The 24804-nt window shown below is 58.9% G+C and carries 23 protein-coding genes; 18 read left to right on the top strand and 5 right to left on the bottom strand.

The features are described 5' to 3' along the window. Positions 1-120 precede the first annotated feature (120 nt). On the bottom strand, positions 121-936 hold the full coding sequence (locus H4N61_RS04385) for an ABC transporter ATP-binding protein (protein ID WP_182395138.1): 816 nt from the start codon (positions 934-936) through the stop codon (positions 121-123). Then, positions 933-1751, bottom strand: a complete 819-nt coding sequence (locus H4N61_RS04380) for an ABC transporter permease (RefSeq protein ID WP_182395137.1) — start codon at positions 1749-1751, stop codon at positions 933-935. The genes H4N61_RS04385 and H4N61_RS04380 overlap by 4 nt, the downstream gene beginning before the upstream one ends. Before the next feature lie 140 nt (positions 1752-1891). Here H4N61_RS04380 and H4N61_RS04375 point away from each other — a divergent pair, with 140 nt between their 5' ends. The 8 genes from H4N61_RS04375 to H4N61_RS04340 all read left to right on the top strand — a co-directional run bounded on the left by H4N61_RS04375 (position 1892) and on the right by H4N61_RS04340 (position 9580). Further along, complete coding sequence (locus tag H4N61_RS04375) at positions 1892-2869, top strand: LysR family transcriptional regulator (RefSeq protein ID WP_182395136.1); 978 nt, start codon at positions 1892-1894, stop codon at positions 2867-2869. An 88-nt stretch (positions 2870-2957) separates the two neighbouring features. Then, entirely contained in the window at positions 2958-3287 is a 330-nt protein-coding gene (locus tag H4N61_RS04370; protein WP_182395135.1) for a DUF2322 family protein, read from the top strand. A 227-nt stretch (positions 3288-3514) separates the two neighbouring features. Further along, positions 3515-4489 carry an ATP-binding cassette domain-containing protein gene (locus H4N61_RS04365; RefSeq protein ID WP_182395134.1) on the top strand — a complete coding sequence of 325 codons (975 nt, stop codon included), beginning with the start codon at positions 3515-3517 and terminating at the stop codon, positions 4487-4489. After that, positions 4486-5301: an ABC transporter permease gene (locus H4N61_RS04360; RefSeq protein WP_248305919.1), complete on the top strand. Its 816-nt coding sequence runs from the start codon at positions 4486-4488 to the stop codon at positions 5299-5301. Before H4N61_RS04365 ends, H4N61_RS04360 begins: the two co-directional genes overlap by 4 nt. Next, positions 5298-6119: a transporter substrate-binding domain-containing protein gene (locus tag H4N61_RS04355; protein WP_182395132.1), complete on the top strand. Its 822-nt coding sequence runs from the start codon at positions 5298-5300 to the stop codon at positions 6117-6119. Before H4N61_RS04360 ends, H4N61_RS04355 begins: the two co-directional genes overlap by 4 nt. Before the next feature lie 178 nt (positions 6120-6297). Continuing rightward, positions 6298-6888, top strand: a complete 591-nt coding sequence (locus H4N61_RS04350) for a c-type cytochrome (protein WP_169194753.1) — start codon at positions 6298-6300, stop codon at positions 6886-6888. A 49-nt stretch (positions 6889-6937) separates the two neighbouring features. Further along, positions 6938-8695: a PQQ-binding-like beta-propeller repeat protein gene (locus H4N61_RS04345; protein WP_182395131.1), complete on the top strand. Its 1758-nt coding sequence runs from the start codon at positions 6938-6940 to the stop codon at positions 8693-8695. A 63-nt stretch (positions 8696-8758) separates the two neighbouring features. Next, positions 8759-9580 carry a transporter substrate-binding domain-containing protein gene (locus H4N61_RS04340; protein WP_182395129.1) on the top strand — a complete coding sequence of 274 codons (822 nt, stop codon included), beginning with the start codon at positions 8759-8761 and terminating at the stop codon, positions 9578-9580. Between the two features lie 3 nt (positions 9581-9583). On the opposite strand, the gene H4N61_RS04335 is transcribed toward H4N61_RS04340, so the two are convergent. After that, positions 9584-10189, bottom strand: a complete 606-nt coding sequence (locus H4N61_RS04335; protein WP_182395127.1) for a hypothetical protein — start codon at positions 10187-10189, stop codon at positions 9584-9586. 219 nt (positions 10190-10408) lie between these two features. Continuing rightward, positions 10409-10852: a pseudoazurin gene (locus H4N61_RS04330; protein WP_169194749.1), complete on the bottom strand. Its 444-nt coding sequence runs from the start codon at positions 10850-10852 to the stop codon at positions 10409-10411. A 401-nt stretch (positions 10853-11253) separates the two neighbouring features. Here H4N61_RS04330 and H4N61_RS04325 point away from each other — a divergent pair, with 401 nt between their 5' ends. The 10 genes from H4N61_RS04325 to H4N61_RS04280 all read left to right on the top strand — a co-directional run bounded on the left by H4N61_RS04325 (position 11254) and on the right by H4N61_RS04280 (position 23624). Then, positions 11254-12111, top strand: a complete 858-nt coding sequence (locus H4N61_RS04325; protein ID WP_182395125.1) for an NADPH-dependent oxidoreductase — start codon at positions 11254-11256, stop codon at positions 12109-12111. A gap of 99 nt (positions 12112-12210) precedes the next feature. Further along, complete coding sequence (locus H4N61_RS04320) at positions 12211-14103, top strand: adenine deaminase C-terminal domain-containing protein (protein ID WP_199368525.1); 1893 nt, start codon at positions 12211-12213, stop codon at positions 14101-14103. 137 nt (positions 14104-14240) lie between these two features. Further along, positions 14241-15281 (top strand): ABC transporter substrate-binding protein, encoded by a 1041-nt coding sequence (locus H4N61_RS04315; RefSeq protein ID WP_182395121.1) that lies wholly within the window; start codon positions 14241-14243, stop codon positions 15279-15281. A 70-nt stretch (positions 15282-15351) separates the two neighbouring features. Then, positions 15352-16176 carry an ABC transporter permease gene (locus tag H4N61_RS04310; RefSeq protein ID WP_169194745.1) on the top strand — a complete coding sequence of 275 codons (825 nt, stop codon included), beginning with the start codon at positions 15352-15354 and terminating at the stop codon, positions 16174-16176. Continuing rightward, positions 16173-16964: an ABC transporter permease gene (locus H4N61_RS04305; RefSeq protein ID WP_169194825.1), complete on the top strand. Its 792-nt coding sequence runs from the start codon at positions 16173-16175 to the stop codon at positions 16962-16964. The genes H4N61_RS04310 and H4N61_RS04305 overlap by 4 nt, the downstream gene beginning before the upstream one ends. A 9-nt stretch (positions 16965-16973) precedes the next feature. Further along, positions 16974-18035: an ABC transporter ATP-binding protein gene (locus H4N61_RS04300; RefSeq protein ID WP_169194744.1), complete on the top strand. Its 1062-nt coding sequence runs from the start codon at positions 16974-16976 to the stop codon at positions 18033-18035. A gap of 192 nt (positions 18036-18227) precedes the next feature. After that, positions 18228-19553: an amidohydrolase gene (locus tag H4N61_RS04295; RefSeq protein ID WP_182395117.1), complete on the top strand. Its 1326-nt coding sequence runs from the start codon at positions 18228-18230 to the stop codon at positions 19551-19553. Then, on the top strand, positions 19550-20935 hold the full coding sequence (locus tag H4N61_RS04290; RefSeq protein WP_182395115.1) for a M20/M25/M40 family metallo-hydrolase: 1386 nt from the start codon (positions 19550-19552) through the stop codon (positions 20933-20935). The genes H4N61_RS04295 and H4N61_RS04290 overlap by 4 nt, the downstream gene beginning before the upstream one ends. A gap of 3 nt (positions 20936-20938) precedes the next feature. Next, positions 20939-22741, top strand: a complete 1803-nt coding sequence (locus H4N61_RS04285) for an adenine deaminase C-terminal domain-containing protein (protein WP_182395114.1) — start codon at positions 20939-20941, stop codon at positions 22739-22741. Beyond that, positions 22734-23624: a nucleoside hydrolase gene (locus tag H4N61_RS04280; RefSeq protein ID WP_182395112.1), complete on the top strand. Its 891-nt coding sequence runs from the start codon at positions 22734-22736 to the stop codon at positions 23622-23624. The genes H4N61_RS04285 and H4N61_RS04280 overlap by 8 nt, the downstream gene beginning before the upstream one ends. Here the strand turns inward: H4N61_RS04280 and H4N61_RS04275 are convergent. Further along, positions 23621-24790 carry a M20 aminoacylase family protein gene (locus H4N61_RS04275; protein ID WP_182395110.1) on the bottom strand — a complete coding sequence of 390 codons (1170 nt, stop codon included), beginning with the start codon at positions 24788-24790 and terminating at the stop codon, positions 23621-23623. The genes H4N61_RS04280 and H4N61_RS04275 overlap by 4 nt on opposite strands. Positions 24791-24804: the final 14 nt, after the last annotated feature.

Here is a 24804-nt window from a genome sequence, read left to right as displayed (position 1 = left end):
AGTTCCTAAGCCGCCGGAACACGCTTTCGCGCAAAGAAATCTCCGACGTGGAAATTACTCACCATCAATCGCCGCCCGCTTCACTCTATGCGTGCTATTGGAAAAGCTTATGCCGCTAAGCTATGGCAGTTCCTTGGGAAACGCGCCGGACAATTCCTCAAGCTTTGTGCCCTCTTTGGCCATGTCCTGAATGCGCTGCCAAATACTGGAGCGGTAGGTGGCGAACTGGGGATAAGTACGCGGGTCTTGCGCAAAGCGCGGCTCGGGCAGATCGACATTGATCACGCTATCGACGCGACCGGGGCGCGGCTTCAGCAGCACAATGCGCTGGGAGAGCAGAATGGCTTCTTCGATGTCGTGGGTGACAAAGACGATGGTCGTCTTGCGACGGGCCCACATTTCGTAAAGCTCGCGGCGGAGCACCTCACGGGTGATGGCATCGAGCGCGGCGAAGGGTTCGTCCATAAGAAGAACTTTTGGCTCAACCGCCAAAGCGCGGGCGAGACCAACGCGCTGCTGCATGCCGCCGGAGAGTTCGTGAGCAAAGGCCTGGGCGAAATCGCGGAGGCCGACGGCCCCGAGCAAGGCATCGGCGCGCTGGCGACGTTCGGTTTTGCCCATGCCCCGCAGCTCGAGCACGAACTCGATATTGCCGCTGACAGTGAGCCACGGCAGGAGGCGCGCGGACTGGAAGACCATGGCCAGATCGGGACCGGGTTCTGGCGCCTGGCCAAGCGAGATGACCTCGCCATGGTCGACATCAATCAGGCCATTGATGACGCGCAGAAGCGTGGTCTTGCCGCAACCGGAGGGGCCGACAAGGGACAGAAACTCGCCCTCGGCAACGTCGAAGGAGACGTCCTGCAGCGCGGTCACTTCGCCGTTTTTGAATGTCTTGGTGATTTTTTTGACGGAAATAATGGGGGCACGGCTCATGAGGCTTCTCCCTGCGCTACGCGCCAGCGGCCAAGGCGGCGCTCGATATAGCGCAAGAGCGCAGTCAGCGCTGTGCCCAGTACCATGAGCACCAGCACGACAGCGAAATAACGATCCATCTGGAAGCGATTGCCGGCCTGCGCCAAAAGACCGCCTAGGCCGGACTGGGCCATGGTCAGCTCGGCGATGACCGTGCCAACAGTGGAAATCGCCGCGCCAATGCGCAGGCCGCTCAGAATGGAGGGCAGCGCATCGGGGATCATGACGCGCCAGAACAGGGTCGCCTTTTTGGCACCGAAGGCGCGGCCCATTTCCACCAAATCTTTATTGGCATTGGAAATGCCAGCGGCAGTGTTGATGAGAATGGGGAAGAGCGCAGCGTTCCACACCACCACAATCTTGGCTTCGGTGTAGAGGCCGAACCAGACGATGATCAGCGGGATGAAAGCTGCGCCGGGCGTGGAGTTCAGCGCGTTGACGAAAGGATCGAAAACGCGGGCCAGAATCCGGTTACCACCCAGCAGCACGCCGAGCAGAATGCCGCTGACCGCAGAGAGCAGAAAGCCCAAACCAATCACCGTGACCGACTCGCCCAGAGCCTTGATCATGGTGCCATCGGACCACAGGCGAATGCTCTGATTGAGCACATCGGTGGGCTTGGGCATGACCAATTTGCCAGCGACAGCATTGAGGGCGAACATGCCCAGAATAATCGCCAAACCCACCAGAATCTGGAGGCCGAAGACGGCCGAACCGGAGAGCTGGCCCGGCTTTCGCGGGGTGGTTTTGGAGGGTGTAGTAGGCCTAAGGCTCATCCGACTAGTGCCGATCAGACTGAAAGTTTGCGCATCTGTCGCATGAGAGCTATCGACGCGGGGACCCTTTGCGCTTTAACGGAAAGCCAGCAAAGATGCTACACGCTGCTTCGGCGCTGTCCGAAGTCAATTCGAGGAGAGTGACCCTGAGCACGCGCGATCTAACGCTACACCAGCTAAAAATATTCTGGGCTGTCGCGCAATCGAAGACGCTGACGAAGGCGGCAAAACAGCTTGGCCTGACCCAGCCCTCGCTCTCCCAGCAGCTGGCAAAGCTCGAAACAAATACAGGCACTTTGCTGTTTGAACGGCGCGCTAGCGAAATGGCGCTGACGGAGGCTGGTGGCTATCTGTTGCCTAAGGTGGAGCATCTGTTGCGCACGCTTGGCGAGGTGGAAGACGGGCTGCAGCAGTTTCAAGACGGGAAGCGCATGACCATCGGCATTGCCGGGGTGAACTCGCTGTTGCGCGTGTTGCTGCCGCAAGCCTTGGCCGACATGCTGGACAGCGGCCATGCGCTGGATTTTGATATTTTGGAAGCCGCGCCCAATGAAGTGCTCGAATATCTTTATGCGCGTCGGGTGAAAATCGGGCTGTTGGCGGCGAACTCGGTGGCGGAAGCCGGGGTGGGCTTTGTGCAGGTGCCGCTTCTGGAAGACCCCTATGTGCTGGCGGTGCCGAGCAGCCTCAAGCTGGAGGCAACGCGGTCCATCGATGACCTCAGCGCTGAGCAGCAGGCACAGCTCAATCGGGCCATTCAGTTTTCCTTCGGCACCCAACACACCAACCAAAGCATTGATTGGTATGATCGGGTTTTGCCCGACCACTACATCACCGCGCGCTGCCGCAGTTTTGAGACCGCCATGGCGCTGGTGAGCGCGGGCAATGGCGTGTGTCTGACACCGCTGATGGTGGCGCATGGATTGGATCGGAGCGGGGTGACGTTCTATCGGTTCCCCAACCAGATCCGCCGCATCGTAGCGCTGGTGCCGACGCAATATTTGCGCGCCGAACCCTATGCGAGCCTAATCGGGGCGCTGGAGAAAGCGGCTAAGGGGTATCAGGCACCTGAGACAGTGGGCGCGCCGGAATGGCTGGTGGCTCGGGCGCTGGGGTGAGATGGGGGGTAATGCCCCCTCTCCCCATGTCCGCCGTTCCCTGCTAAACGGCCTCGAAGCAAAACTCCCCTACCCCTACGAGGCACTGATGATTGAACCTGGCGCGGATTTTAAAGAGAATTTGGGCCTGCTCCCGGCTATCGACGGGGTGGCGCGGATTGAGTTGGTGGATGGTGCGGGCGCAGTTGTGGCCACAATAGAAAATGCGCCGGGCAAGCAAGGTTCGCTCAAGGTTTATCAGTATCTGCAGCAGGAATTTGGCGCGCTGAACGTGGCTGCCGCCGAGCATGGCTTGCTGGTTTTTGGTGAACACACCGAAGACGCCTGCAACAATCCGGGCGCGCACCCCAATATCGACCGCCTGATCGACGTAGTCTCTTCGGGCGATGCGCTGACAATCAATGTGATTGCTGCCTGAGTTTTAACGGCAAAAGCAATAGGGACGCCCCGAGTTATGCTTGGGGCGTTTTTGTTTGAGCGCGGATTGCGCAAGCCATTCACAATGCTCAGATTTAGCATTGAGCTTGGGTGTTGCAGGCGCAGTTGTCACCAAAAACTGCGCAGCCGCGTTACAGCTTGGCTTTGACCTCGCTGCGGAAACGTGGCAACGCCCGGACAAGTAACAAAGAGATAAGGCCCATTTCCATGACGGCCAATGCTGTGACTGTGGACCATGTCGTTGCCCGCTATGGCGACCACACAGTGCTCAAAGACGTCAGCCTGACCATTCCGCGCGGCGCCAGCTATGCGTTGCTCGGGCCCAATGGCGCGGGCAAGACCACGCTGGTGAGCATTTTGTGCACGCTGCGCCGCCCCGAGGCGGGCTCGGCGAGCATTGCCGGGGTCGATGTGGTCAAGCAATCGGCCAAGGCGAGACGCTCGCTGGGCGTGGTGTTTCAGGATTCGAGCCTCGACGACCGGTTGAGCGCCTGGGAGAACCTTGATTTCCACGGACGCGTTTATGGGCTCTCGCCCACGGAGCGCAAGCAACGCAGCGCCGAAGTGCTGGCACTGGTCGAACTGACCGAATGGGAAGACGACATTGTGCGCAATTTCTCGGGCGGGATGCGCAGGCGGCTCGAGATCGCACGGGCGCTGATGCACAATCCGGAAATTCTGTTTTTGGATGAGCCAACGGTTGGGCTCGACGCGCAGACGCGCAATCGAATTTGGCTCTATTTGGACAAGCTGCGTGCCGAGCGCGGGCTGACCGTGCTGACCACGACCCACTATATTGAGGAAGTGGAAAGCGCAGACCTCGTGTGTGTGATCGACCACGGCGAGATTATCGCCAAGGGCACACCGGGCGAATTGAAGGCCCAATATGGCCGGCGCTGGTTGCAGGTGATGCCCAAGAGTGAGGCCCTTGGGCAAGCAATTTTGGGCAGCTATGCCGGTGGGCAGACCATGGCCGATGGGCGGATCATGCTGCCGGCCGACGACAAGGGCGCAGTTGACGCGTTCCTGGCGCAGTATCAGGGCGATCTCGCCAGCATCCACTTCCAGGACCCATCGCTGGAAAGCGTGTTCCTGTCGCTGACCGGGCGCGCGCTGCGCGACACAGCCGAGGGCAAGCGTGACGCAGAAAAGGCCGCTGGCCGCCGAGGGGGCAGACGATGAGTTCAACGGCAATGATCTGGCTGCGCGGCGTGCATGGCGTGTGGCTACGCGAAATTTTGCGGGCAACGCGTGACCGGGGGCAGATGATCGGGGGCGTGAGCCGACCCCTCATTTGGCTGCTTATTCTTGGCGTGGGGCTGAACCCCTATTTCCGCGGCGAGGTCTATGGGGAGGTGCGCTATGTCATCCCCTATACCTATCTGCAGTTCCTGTTCCCGGCCGTGATCGTGCTGAACATCATGTACACCTCGATCCAGTTCGCGGTGTCGGTGATCTGGGATCGAGAGTTTGGGTTTCTGCGCGAGGTGCTGGTCTCGCCCCTGCCCCGGCCGCTGATCCTTCTCGGCAAGGTTTTGGGTGGGGCGACTATTGCCACCCTGCATGGCGCGATCGTGCTTATTCTGGCGCGATTTGCCGATGTGACGCTGGGCGTCGATCAGGTGCTGCTGGCGCTGTTTTTGATGTTCTCGCTATCGTTCGGGCTGACGTGCTTTGGCGTGGTGCTTGCGGGCAAGGTGCGCAGCTTTGAAGGCTTTGGGGTGTTCTCCAACACCATCATCCTGCCGCTCTACTTCACCTCATCCTCGGTGTTCCCGCTTGATCCGGCGCTGACGCGCACGCAGACGGCGGTGATGTATCCGGAATGGCTGGTGTTTCTGGTGCAGATCAACCCCGTGACCTATGCGGTTGATATGTTGCGCGGCGTGTTGATCAACTTCAATCAGTTCCCCGCCTATATCGGGCCGACGATGACGGCATGTATGGCCGTGGGCTTCTTCCTGCTCGCGCTTTGGGACTTTGGCCGCAAATGAGGCGCAAGGGCCGAAACCGCTGGCTGAGCACGGCCATCAATATTGGCATTATCGTTGTCGGGCTGACGGCGGTGAGCTTTCTGCCAGCGGACACCTCGCTCAAGGAGCGGCGCGACGCGGGCTTTATCAAGCTGTGCGTGCCACCAGCCTTCCCGCCGCTGGTGACGGGCAATCCGGAAGCGCCGGGCTATGACATCGAGCTGATGCAGATGATCGCCGACCGCATGGGATTGCGGCTGGTGGTGAATACGCTCGCCTCGATCGGCGCGGATTTTAACCCACGCAATTGGCTGCTGACCCGCGCGCAATGCGACGTGATCGCAGGAGGCGTTGCCGATAGCGAACAGACCCGCGGCTATTTGCAGACGATTCCAACCGACGCTGTGACGGGCTGGGTGCTGGTCGCGCGCGATGGAACCACACCTGTCGCAGGCGACTCGGTTGCGGTTTTGCCGGGCACATCTGGGCTAAATCGCCTCGCCGTCTCGGGTTGGCTGCGTGAGAGTGGATTTAAGGCAAAACCCGCGCGAAATAGTGAACAGTTTAAGGCGGAACTCCTTTCAGGTGCTGTCAGTTTTGGTGTCACGGAGCGGTTTATAGCCGCATCCGCAAACCTCGAAGATGCTGACTTCTCACTGTTCTGGCTTCCCGAACAGTCCGTTCAACTCACCGTGACAGCCATTGGCATGTGGAAAGGCGACCAAACCCTAAAGTCCGAAATTATTCACTCATTATCGGAAGTTAAGGCCTCAAAAGCCTACGAACTCCTAAGGGAAAGATATCAGATTGATGGGGAAATCGGTCGACTTGGATCATAAGTTTCTATTGATCTTACCGATAGGAGAAACCTATACCTCCTTAGGCCTTTAAACGTTCAAACGACCGGATGTTTGCTGGCTTCACGCTCCCACGGCTGTACGACGCTCTGCCGCACGACCGTATCAAATAACCAAAGCAACTTTGGTTGCTCCACCTCACCTTGTTGGGAGGGTAATCGTGACTCGAACCTCTAAGCGGCTCACTGCCGCTATGGTGGCATTCACCGCCTTTGCAGGCGTAGCGAATGCTGCTGGCTTCACCGCAGAACAAGCAGCCGCTGGTAAGATCGTTTATGACCAGCAGTGCGCTGCATGTCATGGCCGTCAGCTTGAAGGCCCGGACGCTCCAGGCCTTTTCGGCATGGACGTTATGCAGAACTGGGATTCTGCAGGCGGTCTTTATGACTTCATCGCTGTTGCTATGCCGCCATCTGGCGCTGGCACCCTCGGCGACGAAGCGTATCTGAACATCGTTGCATACATCATGGAATTCAACGGCGCTGAGCCGGGCGATGAACCGATGGTTGCCGACGAAGATCTGCTCTACGCGATCTCGCTTCAGGCAGAAGTTGAAGCTGGCTTGGCTAACCGCCCTGCAGCAGCAGCTAGCGAAGTTGCCGCGCCGGCAACGGGTCCAGCCGTTCCGCAGGCTTACACTTGGGGCAAGCAGCTCCCGGGTGGTGCTGAACCAGCTGCACCGGCCGCTCCAGCAGCGCCGTCCGTGCCGCAGGCATTCACTTTCGGCAAAACCCTGCCGGTTGCTAACTGATCTAAGAATTCCGGGCACACAGACTATGTGCCACGTGAAGGAGCATCTTATGAAATCGAACGTCCTCAAGAGCATGCTGATCGCCTCGACGGCTTTCGTTGCTGTTGCTAGCCCGAGCTTTGCTCAGAACGTGATCGAAGGCTACGAGCCGGTCACTGCTGAAATGCTGCTCAACCCACCAGCTGAAGAATGGCTGATGTGGCGCGGTAACTACGAAAACCACGGTCACTCCAAGCTCGACAAGATCAACAAGGACACCGTTGGTGACCTGGAACTCGCTTGGGCATGGCCAATGGCTGTTGCTGGCATCCAGGAAACTGCACCGTTGATCCACGACGGCATCATGTTCCTCCAGACCAACAACGCTATCGTTGAAGCGCTCGACGCGAAGACCGGCGAACTGATCTGGAAGTACACCCACGCTGCTGCGGAAATCCCAGCAACTTGGTCGTACCAGGCGAACCAGGCACGTCGTCAGAAGAACTCGATCGCCCTCTACGGCGACAAGGTTATCCTGACCACTCCAGACGCGAAGATCGTTGTGCTGAACGCAGCAGACGGTAAGGTCGCATGGGAAAAGCAGGTTCTCGATTACAACCTCGGCTATTCCTACACCATCGGTCCAGTCATCGCTGACGGCAAGATCATCTCGGCTATCTCGGGTTGCTCGATCGCCGGCACCGCTGGCGGCTGCTACATCATGGCTCACGACGTTGAGACCGGTGATGAGCTGTGGCGCTTCAACACCATCAACGATCCAAACAACCCAGAGCAGCAGGCTTCTTGGGGCGACGTTCCACCAGAAAACCGTTGGGGCGGTACGCCTTGGGCAACTGGCGCATACGACGCTGAAACCAACACCACCTACTGGGGTGTCGGTATGCCTGGCCCATACGCAGAACTCATCCGTGGTTCGGGCGATGGCGACGTGCTCTACACCAACTCGACCCTCGCTATCGATGCTTCGACCGGCGAACTGAAGTGGTACTACTCGCACCTGCCACGCGATAACTGGGACCTTGACGCTCCGTTCGAACGTATCCTGGTTGACCAGGAAGTCGACGGCGTAACGCACAAGATGGTTGTCTCCGTACCAGGCAAGATCGGTATCGCATGGGGTCTCGACCGCGACACCGGTAAGTACCTCTGGTCCAAGGAAACCGTTGTTCAGAACGTTGTTTCCTCGATCGACGCAGACGGCAAGGTCAACATCAACGAAGACCTCGTGTTCTCGTCCGTTGGCGAAACCCACATGATCTGTACCTCGGTTTCCGGTGGTAAGCTGTGGCAGGCTGCTTCGTACAACCCAGACAACGCATCGTTCTTCATTCCGCTGAACGAAGCTTGCAACACCGTTGCTCCAACCCAGACTGAATTCACCGCAGGTAACGCTGTTGGTGCAGTTAAGTTCGGCCCACGCGTTCTGCCAGAAGGCATCACCGAAGCTGGTCTGGTTCAGGCTCTGACCGTTTCGCCAACTGCTGGTGAAGACAAGTGGAAGGTCCGTTCGCGTCCATCCATCACCTCGTCGGTTCTCTCGACCGCAGGTGGCCTCGTGTTCGGTGGTGACGCTGGTCGTTACCTCAAGGCATGGGATCAGGAAACCGGTGAAGAAGTTTGGTCGCAGCGTCTGAACGCTCCGATCGGCGGCTACCCAGCAACCTATGAAATCGACGGCGAACAGTACCTGGTTATCCCAACCGGTTACTCGAACTCGGCTTCGTCGATCTCGTCGGCTCACCCGGAAGTTTCGCTTCCAACCGGTACCGGCAACTCGATCTTCGTTTACAAGCTGGCAAAGAACTAATTTGCTGACTGTGCGATTTGGAAAAGGGGCTTCGGCCCCTTTTCTCGTTTATAGGAGAGCCAAATGATCCGCATGACCGCCGCAGCCCTCGCCACCGCTTTGCTGGCAGGCACAGCATTTGCTCAGACAGGCATTCCGCAGGAGCTGTTCGACAACACCCGCCGCGTTGCGGGCGATAGCCTGACCGCTTGTTTCGACATGACCAGCCAGGCCCGTCAGTTCGATGATGCCATTGCCCGTGCCATTGGCGACGCCCTGTTCCTTGAGGTCAAAGCTCTCGAAGGCTTTGGCGGCTTCCCACTCAATGGTGAAGGCTTCATCGACGAGCTGTCGCTGGCGATGAACAATGACTGCGATATCTTCATGGGCATTTCGGTTTCGGTGAACTCGCCGATATCGGAAGCTTTTGCGATCACCCGTCCCTACGCGTCAGTACCCTTCGTACTCGCCGTCAAAGACACCGACTATCAGAGCCTTGCGGACATTCCCAAGGACGTGCGCCTTGGCACTGCTATGGCCAGCCTTGGTGAGCTCAATCTGATCAACTGGAACTTGCAGCAGGCAGAAGATCAGCGTTGGCGCCGCCTGCCCTATGCCGACCCGAATTTGATGGCCACACGCGTACTCGATGACACCATTGGTGGCATGATCCTGTGGCAACCCGTTTTGGCCAAAATGCAGCGTGAGCGCGAAGACACCAAGGCCCTGCGGATCATCGGCTCAACGCCTTTGCCAGAAAGCGTGGTGCATATTGGCGCGCTGGTCAGCAGCCGCAATACGTTCCTACGGGATCAGGTCGATCAGGCAATTGACGCTCTAGTTGCCGATGGCACGATCGCCGCGATTATGGACGAGTTCGGATATACCGGCCACGCCGGGGAATAGTTCCTAGAGCCGCGACAGGAAGGGCAAGGTGTAGCTGGCAAGATTGGGCACAATCCCAACTACCAAGGCGATGATCACCAAGCCCACGCCCAGCGGCTCATGACGCAGGAGGCGCTTTTCGCGCTCCGGCCAGAGTGCCGTCCAGATAGAGCCCATCGCGAGACCCGGGATGGGCAGCAGGTTCAAGAGAATTGAACCGGCGGCAAGCAGCTGGAATTGCTGCAGGATGAGAATTACAGCGTAGCCACCCGTGCGCGGCAGCATCAGCGCCACGCTGCGCAGCCAATCGGCAACCGGAATAAAGAGCGCAACAGCCACAAGGCTCAGCACGACCGCCGCGATCACTCCAGCAAGGCCGAAGCGGTTGGCGGAGGCGCGCATGCGCATAGGGCGCGGCCATGTCAGCGCAAAGAGCGCGCCAATAACGGCACCCCAGACAGAGAGCTGCGCAAAGGGATTGGGCGTTAGACGGCCTTCATTCTGCGGACGGCGATCGCCCATAAGGCGCGCAAAGAGGGCGAGGAAGAACCCTTGTAGGGCGACGAAAATCAACACGCCCGTAACTCGGGAGAGCAGAGTTTCAAGACTGAGTTCGCGTAACAAGGCCATTGACCGCACTCCCATGTTACCGCCGAACCATAAGATCAGCGCTGCCCATATCCACCCATAGGTGTTCGCATAAGTCAGTGCCGAGCGACAAGCGAAGCGCGCGTGAAATAGCCGATTTATGGGGAGTTAGAGGATCGGAGCCATGCTCAACGATCAAAACGCTTGCGAGCAAGCGAAGAGGGCGCGGGCGACGAAACGCCGCCCGAACCCAACAGCAGTTTACTTAACCATTGCTGCCATTGCTGCGAAGGCGTCTGCCGACTTCTTCGGCATCTTTGCAGCAGTGATGTCAGCAAGGTTTGCTGGTGCGTCGCCAACGACGATCAGACCAACCATGCCCATGCCCAGGTGCGGAAGGCACTTGTAAGCATATGCGCCTTCTACGTCGAAGGTTACGGTGATTTCTTCGTTCAGCTTGCCCTTGAATGGGGTAGCGCCTTCAGGAATCAGATCCTTGATCGATTCAGCGTTGTGCGACTTGTCGGTTGGGATGAAGGTTACCGAGTCACCAACTTCGATCTGCAGGAAAGCAGGCTCGAAAACCATTGGAGTGCCGTCAGTGCCCTTGTTGAGCATCTTAACTTCGTAGTTAGCGGCAGAAGCTGCTGCGATGGTCATAGCAGTTGCCAAACCAGCGAAAGCGATCGTGCGGAGAAGGTTCATTTGTCTCACCAAAAAAGCGCGTAATCCGGCAGGGGGCGCCAGTACGCAGTTGAACGCGGAGTATTCCCCGCGCTGGTTTCACCCTGCGGGTGTATGTAGTCGCATCGCCCCCAGTCCGCCAGAGGATGAAACCATTGTGACTGGGATGGCAAATCGCCGCAGCCAAATTAATCCCAAACACCAGCGGATTACAGTGGGTAACGCAGGAAATTGTGCCCGCGTTCCACCGCCAATACCATCGACCGTTTGGCGTAATTAAGGCGCGGTGTGCGGTTCGCCAGCTAGCACGCTGAACAGATTACGCATGCTGGACGTTTTGACACTGGCCAATCGCCCTTACCGAAGGAAGCGGATAACGCTCAAATCCTGGTACGGACACGTAAGAGAGTTTCGATATTCCTATGTCACCTGCGCAAGTGAACACGGACGCCAAGTCGCAAAACACCACCGCCGCAACCCGTCTGGCACGGCGCTATGGCGTCGACGCCCCACAGACCGGAGCGGTGTGGTCTGACACCATTGGTCTGATGCTCGACCATAGATCGGCGCGCGCCTATTTGCCGAAGCCTGTTGAGCATGGTGTCATTGAGGCTTTGGTTGCGGCAGCGCAATCGGCACCGACGTCATCCAATGTACAGGCCTGGAGCGTGGTGGTGGTGCGCGACGCGGCGCGCAAAGCGCGGCTGGCGGAATTGAGCGGGGGCAATCCCCATATTGTCGCCGCACCCGTGTTTCTCGTCTGGATCGCGGATTTGGCGCGGTTGCGGACACTGGCGCAACGCGAAGAGCTGCCCGGAGACGGTCTCGACTATATGGAGAGCTTTCTCATTGGCGTTATCGACTCCACTCTAGCGGCACAGAATACAGTTGTGGCGGCGAGCTCGCTGGGGCTCGGCAGTTGCTACATTGGGGGCATGCGCAACAAGCCAGCAGAAGTGGCCGCAGAACTCGGGCTGCCAAAAGAATGCGTGGCCGTTTTTGGGCTGACGCTGGGCTATCCGGATGAGGAACGCGCCTCGGAGGTGAAGCCGCGACTGCCACAAAGCATCGTGTTGCATGAGGAGACCTATGGCGACGCTGCCGATGCTGAGACGCTGGCGCGTTACGATCAAACCATGCGCGGCTTTCAGGAGAAGCAGGGCATGACTGTGATCGACTGGACCAAAATGATCGCTAAGCGCGTGGGCACGGTTAAGGCTTTGCGCGGGCGCGAGGCGCTGAGTGGTTTGTTGAAGGGCTTGGGGTTTGGATTGAAGTAGGGGAGTTTTTGGGGCTGGGTGTGGGGAAGGCTCGGGCCGCGCGCTTTCGGTAGAGCGATCATCGTGTTAGGTCAAAATTGAACGCTGGCAGCCCGGCAGATGGATTCTACGATGACCGATTTCCCAAATGACCTCCTCATCAATGCGCGCGACGAAGTGGCGATCCGCAAGCATTTGGCACTGGTGGCGCTGGGCAAGAAGCCTGCCGACACAGCTATTCGCGTCGGTCGACTTTTGGACGTCTATGGACGCAATTGGTATGAGGACCAAGAGATCGTCATCTCGGGGCGTCGCATCGCCTGGGTTGGACCAGCCGGCGCATATCCGGGCGAAGTGGGCGAGCGGATCGACCGCAGTCACCTCTCGGTCGTGCCGGGCTTTGGCGAAGTGCATAAGCATATTGAATCGAGCCACCTCACCCCGGAATGGGAAGCGGCGCTGGTTTTGCCCTTTGGCTGCACCTGGACTTGCGAAGCCAGCCACGAATTTTCCAATGTCGATGGGCCGCACAATCTCGAATTCTGGATGACCGCGCGCGCCGCAGGTTCGCCAGCAAAAATCTTCCCCCTGCCCGGTTCCGCTGTGCCGCCGACTGCCTATGAGCATGGTGGCGGGCATTTCGGCTATGGCGAGCAGCTCAAGTTCATGACCACCAATCTGGCTGTTTCGGGTCTTGATGAGGTGATGGATTGGCCAGCGGTGTGGAACCCAGACAACCCGTCGCACGAGCGCCTTTGGGGCATGATCGAAGCGACGTTTGAAGCGCGCGGTGTGGTCGAAGGCCATGCAGCGGGGATGCGGGCGATTGACGATATCAACGCCTTTGCCGGTGCGGGCATGGCTTCGGACCACGAAGCGTGGACCGCCGAGGAAGTGGCCGACAAGCTGCGTCGTGGGCTCTTTATGGAGCTGCGCCCGCATTCGCTGACCGACATGATCAAAGGCTTGCTCGAGCGCGGGCAGCAGGATTGGTCGAATTTTGCCCTCTGCACTGATGACCGCTCGTGCTCCGACACGATGAAGCTTGGGGCAACGGATCATAACGTGCGCCTCGCCATTCAAGCCGGGCTACCGATGGAAGTGGCCGTGCAGATGGTGACGATCAACCCAGCGCGCCATATGCGCCTCACCCCTTGGGTCGGTTCGATCTCCCCGGGACGGTATGCCGATCTCGTGTTCCTTGACGACGAAGCGACACTGTCGATTTCGGAAGTTTGGGCCGACGGGATGCAGGTTTCGAAGGGCCGTGAATATATCGCTGATGTCCCAACGATCGACTGGCCGCAATGGGCGCGCCAAACGGTCAATATCGGCCGCGACCTGACTGCCGCCGATTTTGCCATCGCTGCGCCAGAGGGAGCGACAGACAGCTGCAAGGCGGCGCTGCTACGTCCCTTCCATTGGCATGACGAGTTCATCACCACCGATCTGTCGATTGTCGACGGCTTGGTGCAGCGCGACGACAGCCGCAACATCACGAAGTTCGCTATTGTCGACCGGTTCTCGGGTACAGCGAGCGTTTCAAAAATGTTCTGGCTGGGGACAGGCCCCAAGACGCCGAACACGGCGCTGGCCTGTTCGATGGGCCACGACAAGCACAATATCTGGGCGGTCGGCTCGTCGGACGAGGCTATGGCGCTGGCGGTCAATGCGCTGCAAGAGCAGCAAGGCGGGTGGGCGCTGGTGCGCGACGGTAAAGTGCTGGCCCGGGTAAACTATGAAATCGGCGGGCTGATGACCTGCCGCCCTGCCCCAGAGCTCGACAAGGAAATGCTTGAGCTCTACGCGCAGGGCGAAACCATCGAGTGGATGTATGAGCCAACCTATTCGCCGCGCTGGTGGGCCGGATTCCCAGAGCGTCTGGCTTTTGCGACTCTGACCTGCGCGCCATGGCGCTGGGTGCTCGTTGCCCCCTCTCCCTTGGCACCGGAAGGCTTTGTAAACGTGCAGAACGGCCAGATTCACCCGATTGTGTGGTGCGGCAAATTGTAAACAAGTGGTAAATCTTGTGAGGTCCGTACCACGCGCCTAATTATGTAACTTGCACCGGCATAGCCGAAAAAATAGGCTTATTCCCAAGATACCCACGTCTGCGAGACAAGTATCTAAAGGGAACAAGGATTTTCGGTATGCACAAGAACCTAGCGCGCACGCTGGCATTGGCAATTTCGGTCGGCACCCTCGCGAGCGCAGCGCCCGCTATGGCACAGACCAAGACACTCACCATTTCCTGGTGGGGCTTCAACGGTGAAAAGCTCGAAAGCCTCGTGCTCGCGCCGTTCCGCGAACAGTGCGGCTGTGAAATCGTTTTTGAAACCGGCAACAACGGTGAGCGTCTGAACAAGATCCAGATCCGTAACGGCGGCGGCGTCGACGTTGCGTATTTCTCAGATAGCTTCTCGCAGCAGGGTATCGAGCTGGGCCTGTTCCAGCAGATCGACCAGAGCAAGCTCCCGAACCTGGCCAATATCTATGAAATGGCTAAGGACCCTCAGGACGGCTTCGGCCCAGCTTACACCATCGGTCGCGTTGGCATCGTTTACGACAGCGAAGCTGTGACCACTCCGGTGACCTCGTGGAACGATCTGTGGCGCGAAGACTTCAAGTCCTCGCTCTCGCTGCCAGGCATCACCACCACTGCAGGCCCAATGGTTGTTCTCAAGGCCGGTCTCTACAAGGGCACCGACGCGTTTGACGACGATACCGCAGCTTTCGAAGCTCTGAGCGAACTCAAGCCAAACGTAGTCAAGAACTACAACACTGGCTCGGAAATGATTAACCTGTTCTCGACCGGCGAAATCACCGCGTCGATCGCACAGGACTTCACCCTCGCACAGATCCAGGCTGCTAAGCCATCGGTCGTCTGGGCTGATCTTGAAGAAGGCTCCATTGCGACCCTCAACACCGTCAACATCCCAGTTGGCGCTGCTGAACCAGAACTCGCATACGAATTCATCAACTTCATCCTCTCCGATGAAATCCAGCAGAAGCTGGCTGAAGAAGGCGTCGACGCTCCAGTCAACACCAACGTCAAGCTGACCCCGGAACAGGCTTCGATCTGGACCTATGGCGCGGACGTTATCGGTTCGCTCGAACGCATCCACTACGGCAAGATGAACGCAGCCAAGGGTGGCTGGGTTGACCGTTGGAACGAAAACTTCGGCATGTAATGCATAGCGCTGCGCGGGTTCCCTTTACCCGCGCAGCACCCTTTTACTCTTCTCTCGAAATGCCAGGCTCATGAAACGCTTTGCCGGCTGGACCCTAGCCTCACCTGCGACACTGCTGATCCTCCTCGGCCTCGTCGCTCCTGTGGCCGCGACCATCTACGCTACCTTCGGAACGCCCGGTGGCCCCTTCGCCACCTATCAGGCCTTTTTCAGCAGCGGTTTCCGCCGCACCGTTCTGATGCGCACCATCACCATCTCGCTGGCTGTGACTGTCATCGCTTTGGCGGTAGGCTTCATCACCGCCTTTGTGGTGTCGCGCGCGCCCGGCTGGTTGAAGTCCGTGCTGATTATCGCCGCTGTGTTCCCTCTGCTCACCGGTGTGGTGGTCCGCTCGTTCGCCTGGCTGATCATTTTGGGCAAGAACGGCATCGTCAATTCGACGCTGATGAACCTTGGCATTATCTCTGAGCCCTTCCAGATGCTCTACACGCAGGGCTCTGTGATCGTGGCGATGGTCTATCTGTTTGTGCCGCTGATGATCCTGACGCTTGTTGGCGTGCTGGAAGGCATTCCGGACGATCTGATCCAAGCCTCGTCTTCGCTCGGCGCAAAGCCATTCGCGACCTTCATGCAGGTTATTTTCCCGCTGGCCGTACCCGGCCTGATCGTTGGCGCGGTGCTCGTGTTCACCGGCTCGTTCACCTCCTATGCAACTCCCCAGCTTTTGGGTGGCGAGCAGGTGATGGTGATGGGCACGCTGATGCACCAGCAGGCCATGGTCACATTTGACTGGGTAAGCGCCTCCACCATCGCTGCCATTATGGTGGTGATCACTATCGCAATCGTGCTGGCAATGACCAAAATTGCTCGCAAACTGAACCCAATGGCCGTCTGATGCCCACCAAGCTCCATCCGGCCCTTATCGGCTTTACCGTTCTCGTCTTTATCTTCCTTGTCGGTCCGCTGGTGATCATTCTGGGGTCGTCGATTTCCGACACCACCTATCTCACCTTCCCACCACAGGGACTGTCGCTGCGCTGGTTTGAAAACATCTTTGCGATGGAAGCTTTCCGTCGGACGATGATGACCTCGCTGCAAGTGGCGGTGATTTCAACCTTTGTGGCGCTGCTCATTGGCATTCCGGCGGCGTATGCGCTCAACCGCCATCGCATTCACCTGCCCGGTTGGCTATCGAGCTTCTTCGTGCTGCCGGTGCTGGTGCCAGAACTGGTGCTCGGTTTCTCGCTGCTCAAGAATGTCGCCTATACGTTCAACGCGCCGCTGATGGTGTCGCTGATTGTGGGGCACACGATCCTGATCCTGCCCTATGTGATCCGCGTGATTTCGGCATCGCTGGCCTCGTTTGACTTCTCGATCGAAGAAGCAGCGGTCAGCCTTGGCTCGCCACCGCTGAAGACCTTCTTCACCGTGCTGCTTCCGAACGTGCAGTCGGGCGTGATCGCGGCCTTTATTCTGGCCTTCATCACCTCGATCAATGACGTATCGATTTCGATTTTCATGACGGGTCCTGGTCTCTCGACCCTCCCCATCCAGCTGCTCGCTCACATGGAGCAGTTCTTTGACCCCACCGTGGCCTCGGTCTCGGTGCTGCTCATGCTGCTCACCGTCGGCGTTATGGCCGTGGTGGAACGGACCCTGGGCCTCACCTTCCTTGCCAAATAGAGATCAGCTGTGACCAAACCTCTTTCTATTCGCAACATCACCGCCCACTACGGCAAGACCAAGGTTTTGGAAGACCTCAATCTCGAGATCGGGGAAGGTGAACTCGTTTCGCTCCTCGGCGCTTCGGGCTGCGGCAAGACCACCACGCTGCGCCTTGTCGCTGGCTTCTTGCAGCCGACATCGGGTTCGATCTCTCTGGGCGGTCGCGATCTGACCACACTGCCAGCGCATGAGCGCGACATTGGTCTGGTGTTCCAGAACTATGCGCTGTTCCCGCACTTGAGCGTTGCCGACAACGTGGGCTTTGGCCTGAAGCAGCGTGGCGTTGCCACTGCGGCCAAGAACAAGCGCGTGGCGGATATGCTTGAGCGCGTGGGCCTTGCGCACCTCGCTGAACGCCTGCCAGCAGCGCTTTCGGGCGGGCAGAAGCAGCGTGTGGCTCTGGCCCGTGCGCTGGTTATCGAGCCGCCGCTCCTGATGTTCGATGAGCCGCTTTCCAACCTTGATGCGAAGCTGCGTATCGACATGCGTGTCGAAATCCGCAAGCTGCAGCGCGCCAATGGCACGACTTCGGTTTACGTGACGCACGATCAGGAAGAAGCCTTCTCGATCTCGGACCGCGTAGCAATTATGCACGCCGGTCGCATCATGCAGCTCGATACGCCGGAAAACCTCTACCAGCGTCCGGCCAATGCGTTCGTCGCGCGCTTTGTGGGCTTTGAAAACCTCATCTCGATGAAGGTTGTGGCGCGCAATGGCGAGACGGTGACGGCAGAAGCGCTCGGTGGCGTGCGGCTTGATCTCAACCAGAACCTGTTCGGCCCGATCCAAGACGAGTTCATTCTCGCTTGCCGCGCCGATGGTCTGAACGTGACCAATGATCCGGCAGCCACTGGCTTCCCGGCTGACTTGGGCCTGCGCACCTATCTTGGCCGCGCGTATCAGTATCAGGCAGAAACCACTGCGGGTTCGCTGCTGGCCAATGGTTCGCTGACCAATATCTTGGAGCCGGGTTCGCAGGCTAAGCTGGTTCCAGTGCCAGAGCAGTGCACGATTTTGGCGCACGAGTAGTCGGTTAAGGCCCCCACCTGACCTCCCCCGCGAGCGAGGGAGGGACGAAGGGGCACCCGATTTTGTCGTCGACCTTGGGATAGGCCCCCTCACCCGATGCTGCGCATCGACCTCTCCCCCAAAGGGAGAGGTGAAGAAAGGCACCGAAGTATACCTTCCCCTCACGAGGGGCGGTGAAAAAGGACCAAAAGAATGACCACGCTGCTCACCAATGCTTTGATCGTCACGATGGACGATGCTCTTACGGTTCATGAGAGCGGCTGGGTGCGTGTGGATGGCGACACCATTACCGCGATTGGCTCGGGGCCAGCGCCAAAAGTGGATGGCGCCGAGGTGATCGATTGCAATGGCGATATCGTCATGCCGGGCATGGTCAACACGCATTGCCACATGGGGATGAGCGTGTTTCGTGGTCTGGGCGAAGATGTCGATGATCGGCTTTATCGCTATATTCTGCCGCTGGAGCGCACATTCGTTTCGCCCGAAATGGTCCGGATTGGTTCGGCCATGTCGGCGTTGGAGATGATTGCAGGCGGCGTTACCACCGTCGCCGACATGTATTATTTTGAGACCGAAGTGGGCGATGTTTGCGACCAAGCTGGTTTGCGCGCCATTGTCGGGCAGACACTGGCGGACTTTGATCCGCCGGACCACAAGACCTTTGATGAAGGTTTTGCGCGGGTTGAAGAGCTGGTCGAGCGCTTTGCAGGCCACAAGCTCGTCACCCCATCTATTGCGCCGCACGCTCCCTATTCCACGGGTGTGAAGACCATGGAGCGCATTGCGGAGTGGTCGGCAGCGCATCCGGATGTGCCGGTGCAGATGCATTTGGCGGAAAGCACTTTGGAAGTGAATTGGGCGCGTGACACCCACGGCAAATCGACCGTCGCGGTAACGGCAGACGCTGGGCTTTTGAAGCCGAGCTTGATCGCCGCGCATTGCTTGCAGCTTGATGATGCGGACATCGCGATGATGGCGGAGCATCAGGTTTGTGCGGTGACCAATCCGCGCTCAAACGGCAAGGCGGGGCGCGGAATCGCGCCGGTCGAAAAGATGCGCAATGCGGGCATTCCGGTCGGCATTGGCTCGGATGGAGCGATGAGCGGGAATACGCTTGATCTCTTCTCACAGTTTGCGCCGGTTTCGATGTTTGCCAAGCTGCTCGCTGGTTCGCGAAAACCGCTCCCTGCGCTCGAAATCATCAGAATGGCGACCATTGAGGGGGCGCGGGCGTTGAGCCTCAACCTCGAGACAGGCTCGCTTGAAGTGGGCAAGCAGGCGGATCTTATTCGCATTTCGCTGGCCGCGCCGCGTATGCACCCAATGTACGACCCCTACTCCGCGCTGGTCTTTGCGGCTATGCCGAGCGACGTGACCCACACCATGGTCGCGGGCCGCTGGCTGATGCGGGATCGAAAAGTTCTAACCCTCGACACGGCGAAAACCGTGGCCGATGCCAACCAAATCGCCCGCCAGTTCAAAACGGAAATGGCGCGGCTGGATAGTCTCGCACAATGACCCAACTCGACGCTGTTCTTGCCCATGCAGATGCAAACCTTGAGAACAGCCTCGAGCGGCTGTTTGAGCTGATCCGTATTCCCTCGGTTTCGACTGAGCCGGAATATAAGGACGACGTGCGCCGTGCGGCGGAGTGGCTGCGGGACCAACTCGCAGAACTCGATTTTGACGCCAGCGTGCGGGACACAACTGGCCACCCAATGGTAGTTGGTCATGGGCCGAAAACGCCCGGCCCGCATGTGCTGTTCTACGGGCACTATGACGTGCAGCCGGTCGACCCGATTGAGCTTTGGAACACTGATCCGTTTGGGCCTTCGCTCTCCCCGCAGCCCGATGGCGAAACCCATATTCTGGGTCGTGGCGCATCGGATGATAAGGGGCAGTTGCTCACCTTCGTTGAAGCCTGCCGCGCCTGGAAGGCCGTGACGGGGAGCCTCCCCATTCAGGTGTCGATGCTGTTTGAGGGCGAGGAAGAAGCAGGCTCGCCATCGCTTGGGCCATTCCTTGAAGCCAATGCGGACGATCTCAGGGCGGATACGATCCTCGTCTGTGACACCGATATGTGGGATCACGAAACCCCGGCGATCACCACCATGTTCCGAGGCTTTGTTTCGGAAGAGTTCGAGATCACGACGGCAGATCGCGATCTGCATTCTGGCATGTTCGGCTCGGCGGCGCGGAACGCGACCCAGCTTTTGGGCACGATCATCGGCAAGCTGCGTACGGATGATGGCGTGGTTGGCATTCCCGGATTTTACGACGGCGTCGAAGAGCTTCCAGAAGCCAATAGACGCGAATGGGAACGACTGCCGTTCGACCCGGAAAAGTTCCTTGGTGATATCGGTCTTTCCATCCCGGCGGGCGAGCAAGGCCGCTCGGTGTTGGAGCAGGTCTGGGCGCGACCAACCGCAGAAATCCACGGCGTTTGGGGCGGATATTCGGGTGAGGGTTTCAAAACCGTCATTCCGGCAAAGGCTGGCGCAAAGATTTCGTTCCGGCTTGTTGCAGGGCAAGACCCGCATCGCATTCGTGAGCTATTCCGCGACTTCGTGCGCAGCATGATCCCAGCCGATTGCTCGGTGAAGTTCAAGAGCTATGCGGCGGCTGAAGCGCAATCTATGTCGCTGGATGGCGCGCTGCTCCGCAAGGCGCAGGCAGCGCTGACGACGGAGTGGAACCGCGAGACCGCGCTGGCGGGCACGGGCGGCTCCATCCCTATTTTGGGCGAATTCAAGAACCGCCTCGGCATGGAATCCCTGCTCATCGGGTTTGCGCGCTTTGATAACCGCATCCATAGCCCGAACGAAAAATACGACCTCTCCAGCTTCCACAAGGGCATCCGCTCTTGGGTGCGCATCCTCCACGCTTTCTCGGAGCAATAACCTATGGCGATGATCACGCGCTTCTCTGTAAGCCCGCTCTATACGCAAATTACCCAGCTCGCGGCTGTTGCCGGGGGCCGTGCTGCAGCCGATGTGGTCATTACGGGTGCACGCGTGCTCTCGACCTATTCCGAGCGCATTCTCGACAATAAGGAAATCTGGCTCTCAGGCGGTCGTATCGCTGCGATCAAGCCAGCGGGCGCTTATAAGTCGGCACCGGCACCCAAGCACGTTTACGACGCCAAGGGCGGCATTATCGCGCCGGGTCTGGTGGACCCGCATATTCACATTGAAAGCTCGATGGTCACGGCCTGCGCATATGCGGAAGGCGCGCTGCTCAACGGCACGACCACCATTTTCTGCGACAGCCACGAAATCGGTAACGTCATGGACGTTGCAGGCGTTGAGGCCATGCTGGAAGATGCGCGTTTGGCGCCGCTCTCGATCTTCCTCACAGTGCCGTCCACGGTTCCGGCGACCTCGCCAGAACTCGAAACCGCTGGTGGCGATCTGACGCCTGAGAAGATCGGTGCGATCTTTGACAAATGGCCAGAAGCCGTGGCGCTCGGCGAGAAGATGGACTTTGTGCCGGTTGCTATGGGCGACCCGCGCTCGCACGCCATTATCGCGGAAAGCCTCAAGCGCGGCCGGCCGGTTTCGGGCCACGTCTATGGCCGTGAGTTTGTTGCGCCCTATGCGGCAGCAGGCGTGACCGACACGCATGAAGCGGTCGACAAGGACATTTCGGAAGATTTCCTTGAAGCCGGTATCTGGGTGTTCCTGCGCGGCGGCAACCCAGCGACGCCTTGGAACTCGATTGTTGAGGCGATCAGGCCGATCACCGAAATGGGTGCGAGCCACAAGCGCTACGCGGTGTGCACCGACGACCGTGATGCGGACGACCTTCTCACCTTCGGGCTCGATTGGGTGGTGCGAGAAGCCATTCGTTGCGGCGTAAAGCCAGAACAGGCTTGGGCGATGGGTTCGCTGCATGGAGCAACGCGCTTTGGCATGGGCGATGAAATCGGTGGTCTGGGCGGCGGTCGTCGCGCTGACCTCGTGCTGCTCAATGACGATCTTAAGCCAGTCAACACCTGGTACGGTGGTGAGCTGATGGTCGAGGGTGGCAAGATCACATCGCTGCTCGATGAAACGCTGGAGCAACGCTACGTCTATCCGCGCGCGGCTTATAATACGGTCCATTTGCCAAAGGGCCTAAAGCTCACCCCAGAGCTGCCCGCAGGTCCGGTGACGGCCAATGCTATTGGCATTGAAATGCCAGGTATTACCCTGCCCCATCGCAAGGTTGAAATCACCCCAACGGGCGACTGGGCAACGACGCTCAAGAACCACGACCTCTGCTTCGTTACCGTAGTTGAGCGTCACGGCAAGACCAATGGCGGTATCGCCCATGGCTTCTTGCATGAGTTCAACCTCACGGGCGGCGCGGTTGCCTCTTCGGTTGGGCACGACAGCCACAACATCATCATCGCCGGCACCAATGAAGCCGACATGCAGCTGGCGCTCAAGACCATTGAAGACGCCAATGGCGGTATCGTTGTGGTCAAGGACGGCGCGGTGCTGTCCTTTGTAGCGCTGCCTGTCGCTGGTCTCATCTCCGACAAGCGCGTTCATGAGGTGGCGGAAAAAACCAAGGTTCTCAAGAAGGTCTGGGACGAGATGGGCTGCGCCATTCCGTATATGGGCTTCAACCTCATCCCGCTCTCGGTGATCCCGGAAATCCGCATCACGGACAAGGGTCTGGTAAAAGTTCCTGAAATGGTGATTCAGCCGCTCTATGACTAATCGCTCGGTTATTATCGACACCGATCCCGGTCTCGACGACGCAATCGCTGTGCTCTTTGTCTTTGGCAGTGAGCGTTTCAATGTTCTCGGCCTCGCTACTGTGGCCGGGAATATTGGGATTGAGCGGACCACAGCGAATGCTGCAAGCCTTGCGACCCTGATGGGTCGCGGGGATGTGGCGATTGCCCGGGGCGCAAACGCGCCGCTGGTGCGAAACGCTATTGATGAAGTGGCGATCCACGGCAATGACGGGCTCGGCGGGGTCACTTTAGCGCCCGGTCAGAATCCGGTTACTGCCCCGGCGCATCTGTGGATGGCTGAACAGCTGCGGGCAGCACCCGCTGGCTCCATCGATATTCTGGCTCTTGGGCCCCTGACCAATCTGGCTTTGCTCATTCAGCACGATCCGGAAGCGGCGCGTCGGATTGGCCGTGTGATCGCTATGGGCGGGGCTATCGTTGAGAAGGGCAATGTCGGCCCGCGTTCGGAATTCAACTTTGCCGTTGATCCGGAAGCGGCGGAGATGGTGTTCGGCTTTGGGTTTGACCTGACGCTGATCCCGCTCGATGTGACGCGAAAAGTGCGGGCAGATGAGGGATACGTCGCATCCTTTAATGGCACGCTGCATGGCGACGTCGCCGCGAAATTGTTGGAAGCCTATTTCCTTGATGGCCGCCAGAGCCGCCCGCTGCACGACCCTTGCGTCATGCTCTACGCGCTTGAGCCGGAGATTTTCGGGATTGAAGAGCTGACCATTGCTCTTGATCTGACCGACGATCCGGGTGCGCTGGTGGTCTCGAACGCAGGCGTGCCGTTAAAAGTCGCGATGACGGTGGATGTGCAGAAGACGCTCGATCTCCTGCACTCCGGTTTCGTTTCTTAAGCCGACAGATCCTGCTCGACGAGCGTTGCCCAATAGCGCGCGCCGGTCAGGATCGCGTCGTCGTTAAAATCGTAGCGGGAATTGTGGTGCAGCGCGCCGTCTTGCGCAGGGCCATTGCCCAGCCAGACATAGCACCCAGGCACGCGATTGCCGAATTCAGCAAAATCATCGCCAGCCGTTGATGGCGGGAAATCCGTCACCACGGCGCGGCCTGTCGCGGCTGTTGCCGCCTTGTGTGCGCGGGCGGTGACCTCGGCACTGTTGACGACAGGCGGAATGCGGCGATTGAAGGTGTAGCTCACCTCAATGTCGAAGCTCGCGGCGACGCCATGGGCGAGACGGCCGATTTCTGCTTCGAGCTGATCGCGCACCGCAGGGGTGTAAGCACGCGCAGTGCCGCCGATGCGGACGACATCAGGAATGACGTTGAGCGCTTTGAAATCACCCGCCGATAGGGCGCAGGCGCTGACCACGGCGGGCTGAAGCGGATCGACAACGCGCGCCACAATGGTGTGGAGCATGGTGAGGAAATGGGCAGCAGCGGTAACGGCATCCTTGCCCAGATGCGGCTTGGCGCCGTGGGTACCAACACCAGTGAAGGCGACTTCCCAGCTGTCGGATGAGGCCAGTTGCGGGCCGGTCACGACAGCCATTTCATCGGTGGCAAGACCGGGCATGTTGTGGAGGCCATAGACGGCGTCACAGGGGAAGAGATCGAAGAACCCCTCTTCAATCATCGCCTTAGCGCCACCGCGGCCTTCTTCAGCAGGCTGGAAGATGAAGTGAACAGTGCCGTCGAAATTCTTGGTGCGGGCAAGGTAGCGCGCGGCAGCGAGCAGCATGACGGTATGCCCGTCATGGCCGCAGGCGTGCATGGTGTTGGGCGTGGTGGATTTGTATTCGCGGTCGGCAAGCTCGGGCATAGCGAGCGCATCCATATCGGCACGTAGGCCGATGGAGCGGGTACCACTGCCGACTTTAAGGGTGCCAACGACACCTGTTTTGCCTAGGCCGCGATGAACGGTTATGCCGACCTCCGCGAGTTTTTCGGCGACGATGCCGCTGGTGCGCACTTCCTCAAAGCCAAGTTCGGGGTGGGTGTGCAGATCGCGCCGCAGGGCGATCATGTCATCAAGTTCGAACGGGGCGTTATCGAGGTGTTCCATTGGCTCAAGAGTCT

The sequence above is a fragment of the Devosia sp. MC521 genome (assembly GCF_014127105.1).
Classification (GTDB): domain Bacteria; phylum Pseudomonadota; class Alphaproteobacteria; order Rhizobiales; family Devosiaceae; genus Devosia.
Note: the sequence above shows the minus strand (reverse complement) of the source record. Positions and strands in the feature narration are given on the sequence as shown.

Bases quoted from the DNA above. Each gene is read 5' to 3' on its own strand.
- H4N61_RS04385 (WP_182395138.1), bottom strand. From the start codon at position 936: ATGAGCCGTGCCCCCATTATTTCCGTCAAAAAAATCACCAAGACATTC.
- H4N61_RS04380 (WP_182395137.1), bottom strand. From the start codon at position 1,751: ATGAGCCTTAGGCCTACTACACCCTCCAAAACCACCCCGCGAAAGCCG.
- H4N61_RS04370 (WP_182395135.1), top strand. From the start codon at position 2,958: ATGATTGAACCTGGCGCGGATTTTAAAGAGAATTTGGGCCTGCTCCCG.
- H4N61_RS04365 (WP_182395134.1), top strand. From the start codon at position 3,515: ATGACGGCCAATGCTGTGACTGTGGACCATGTCGTTGCCCGCTATGGC.
- H4N61_RS04360 (WP_248305919.1), top strand. From the start codon at position 4,486: ATGAGTTCAACGGCAATGATCTGGCTGCGCGGCGTGCATGGCGTGTGG.
- H4N61_RS04355 (WP_182395132.1), top strand. From the start codon at position 5,298: ATGAGGCGCAAGGGCCGAAACCGCTGGCTGAGCACGGCCATCAATATT.
- H4N61_RS04345 (WP_182395131.1), top strand. From the start codon at position 6,938: ATGAAATCGAACGTCCTCAAGAGCATGCTGATCGCCTCGACGGCTTTC.
- H4N61_RS04340 (WP_182395129.1), top strand. From the start codon at position 8,759: ATGATCCGCATGACCGCCGCAGCCCTCGCCACCGCTTTGCTGGCAGGC.
- H4N61_RS04335 (WP_182395127.1), bottom strand. From the start codon at position 10,189: ATGGCCTTGTTACGCGAACTCAGTCTTGAAACTCTGCTCTCCCGAGTT.
- H4N61_RS04330 (WP_169194749.1), bottom strand. From the start codon at position 10,852: ATGAACCTTCTCCGCACGATCGCTTTCGCTGGTTTGGCAACTGCTATG.
- H4N61_RS04325 (WP_182395125.1), top strand. From the start codon at position 11,254: ATGTCACCTGCGCAAGTGAACACGGACGCCAAGTCGCAAAACACCACC.
- H4N61_RS04320 (WP_199368525.1), top strand. From the start codon at position 12,211: ATGGATTCTACGATGACCGATTTCCCAAATGACCTCCTCATCAATGCG.
- H4N61_RS04315 (WP_182395121.1), top strand. From the start codon at position 14,241: ATGCACAAGAACCTAGCGCGCACGCTGGCATTGGCAATTTCGGTCGGC.
- H4N61_RS04310 (WP_169194745.1), top strand. From the start codon at position 15,352: ATGAAACGCTTTGCCGGCTGGACCCTAGCCTCACCTGCGACACTGCTG.
- H4N61_RS04295 (WP_182395117.1), top strand. From the start codon at position 18,228: ATGACCACGCTGCTCACCAATGCTTTGATCGTCACGATGGACGATGCT.
- H4N61_RS04290 (WP_182395115.1), top strand. From the start codon at position 19,550: ATGACCCAACTCGACGCTGTTCTTGCCCATGCAGATGCAAACCTTGAG.
- H4N61_RS04285 (WP_182395114.1), top strand. From the start codon at position 20,939: ATGGCGATGATCACGCGCTTCTCTGTAAGCCCGCTCTATACGCAAATT.
- H4N61_RS04280 (WP_182395112.1), top strand. From the start codon at position 22,734: ATGACTAATCGCTCGGTTATTATCGACACCGATCCCGGTCTCGACGAC.
- H4N61_RS04275 (WP_182395110.1), bottom strand. From the start codon at position 24,790: ATGGAACACCTCGATAACGCCCCGTTCGAACTTGATGACATGATCGCC.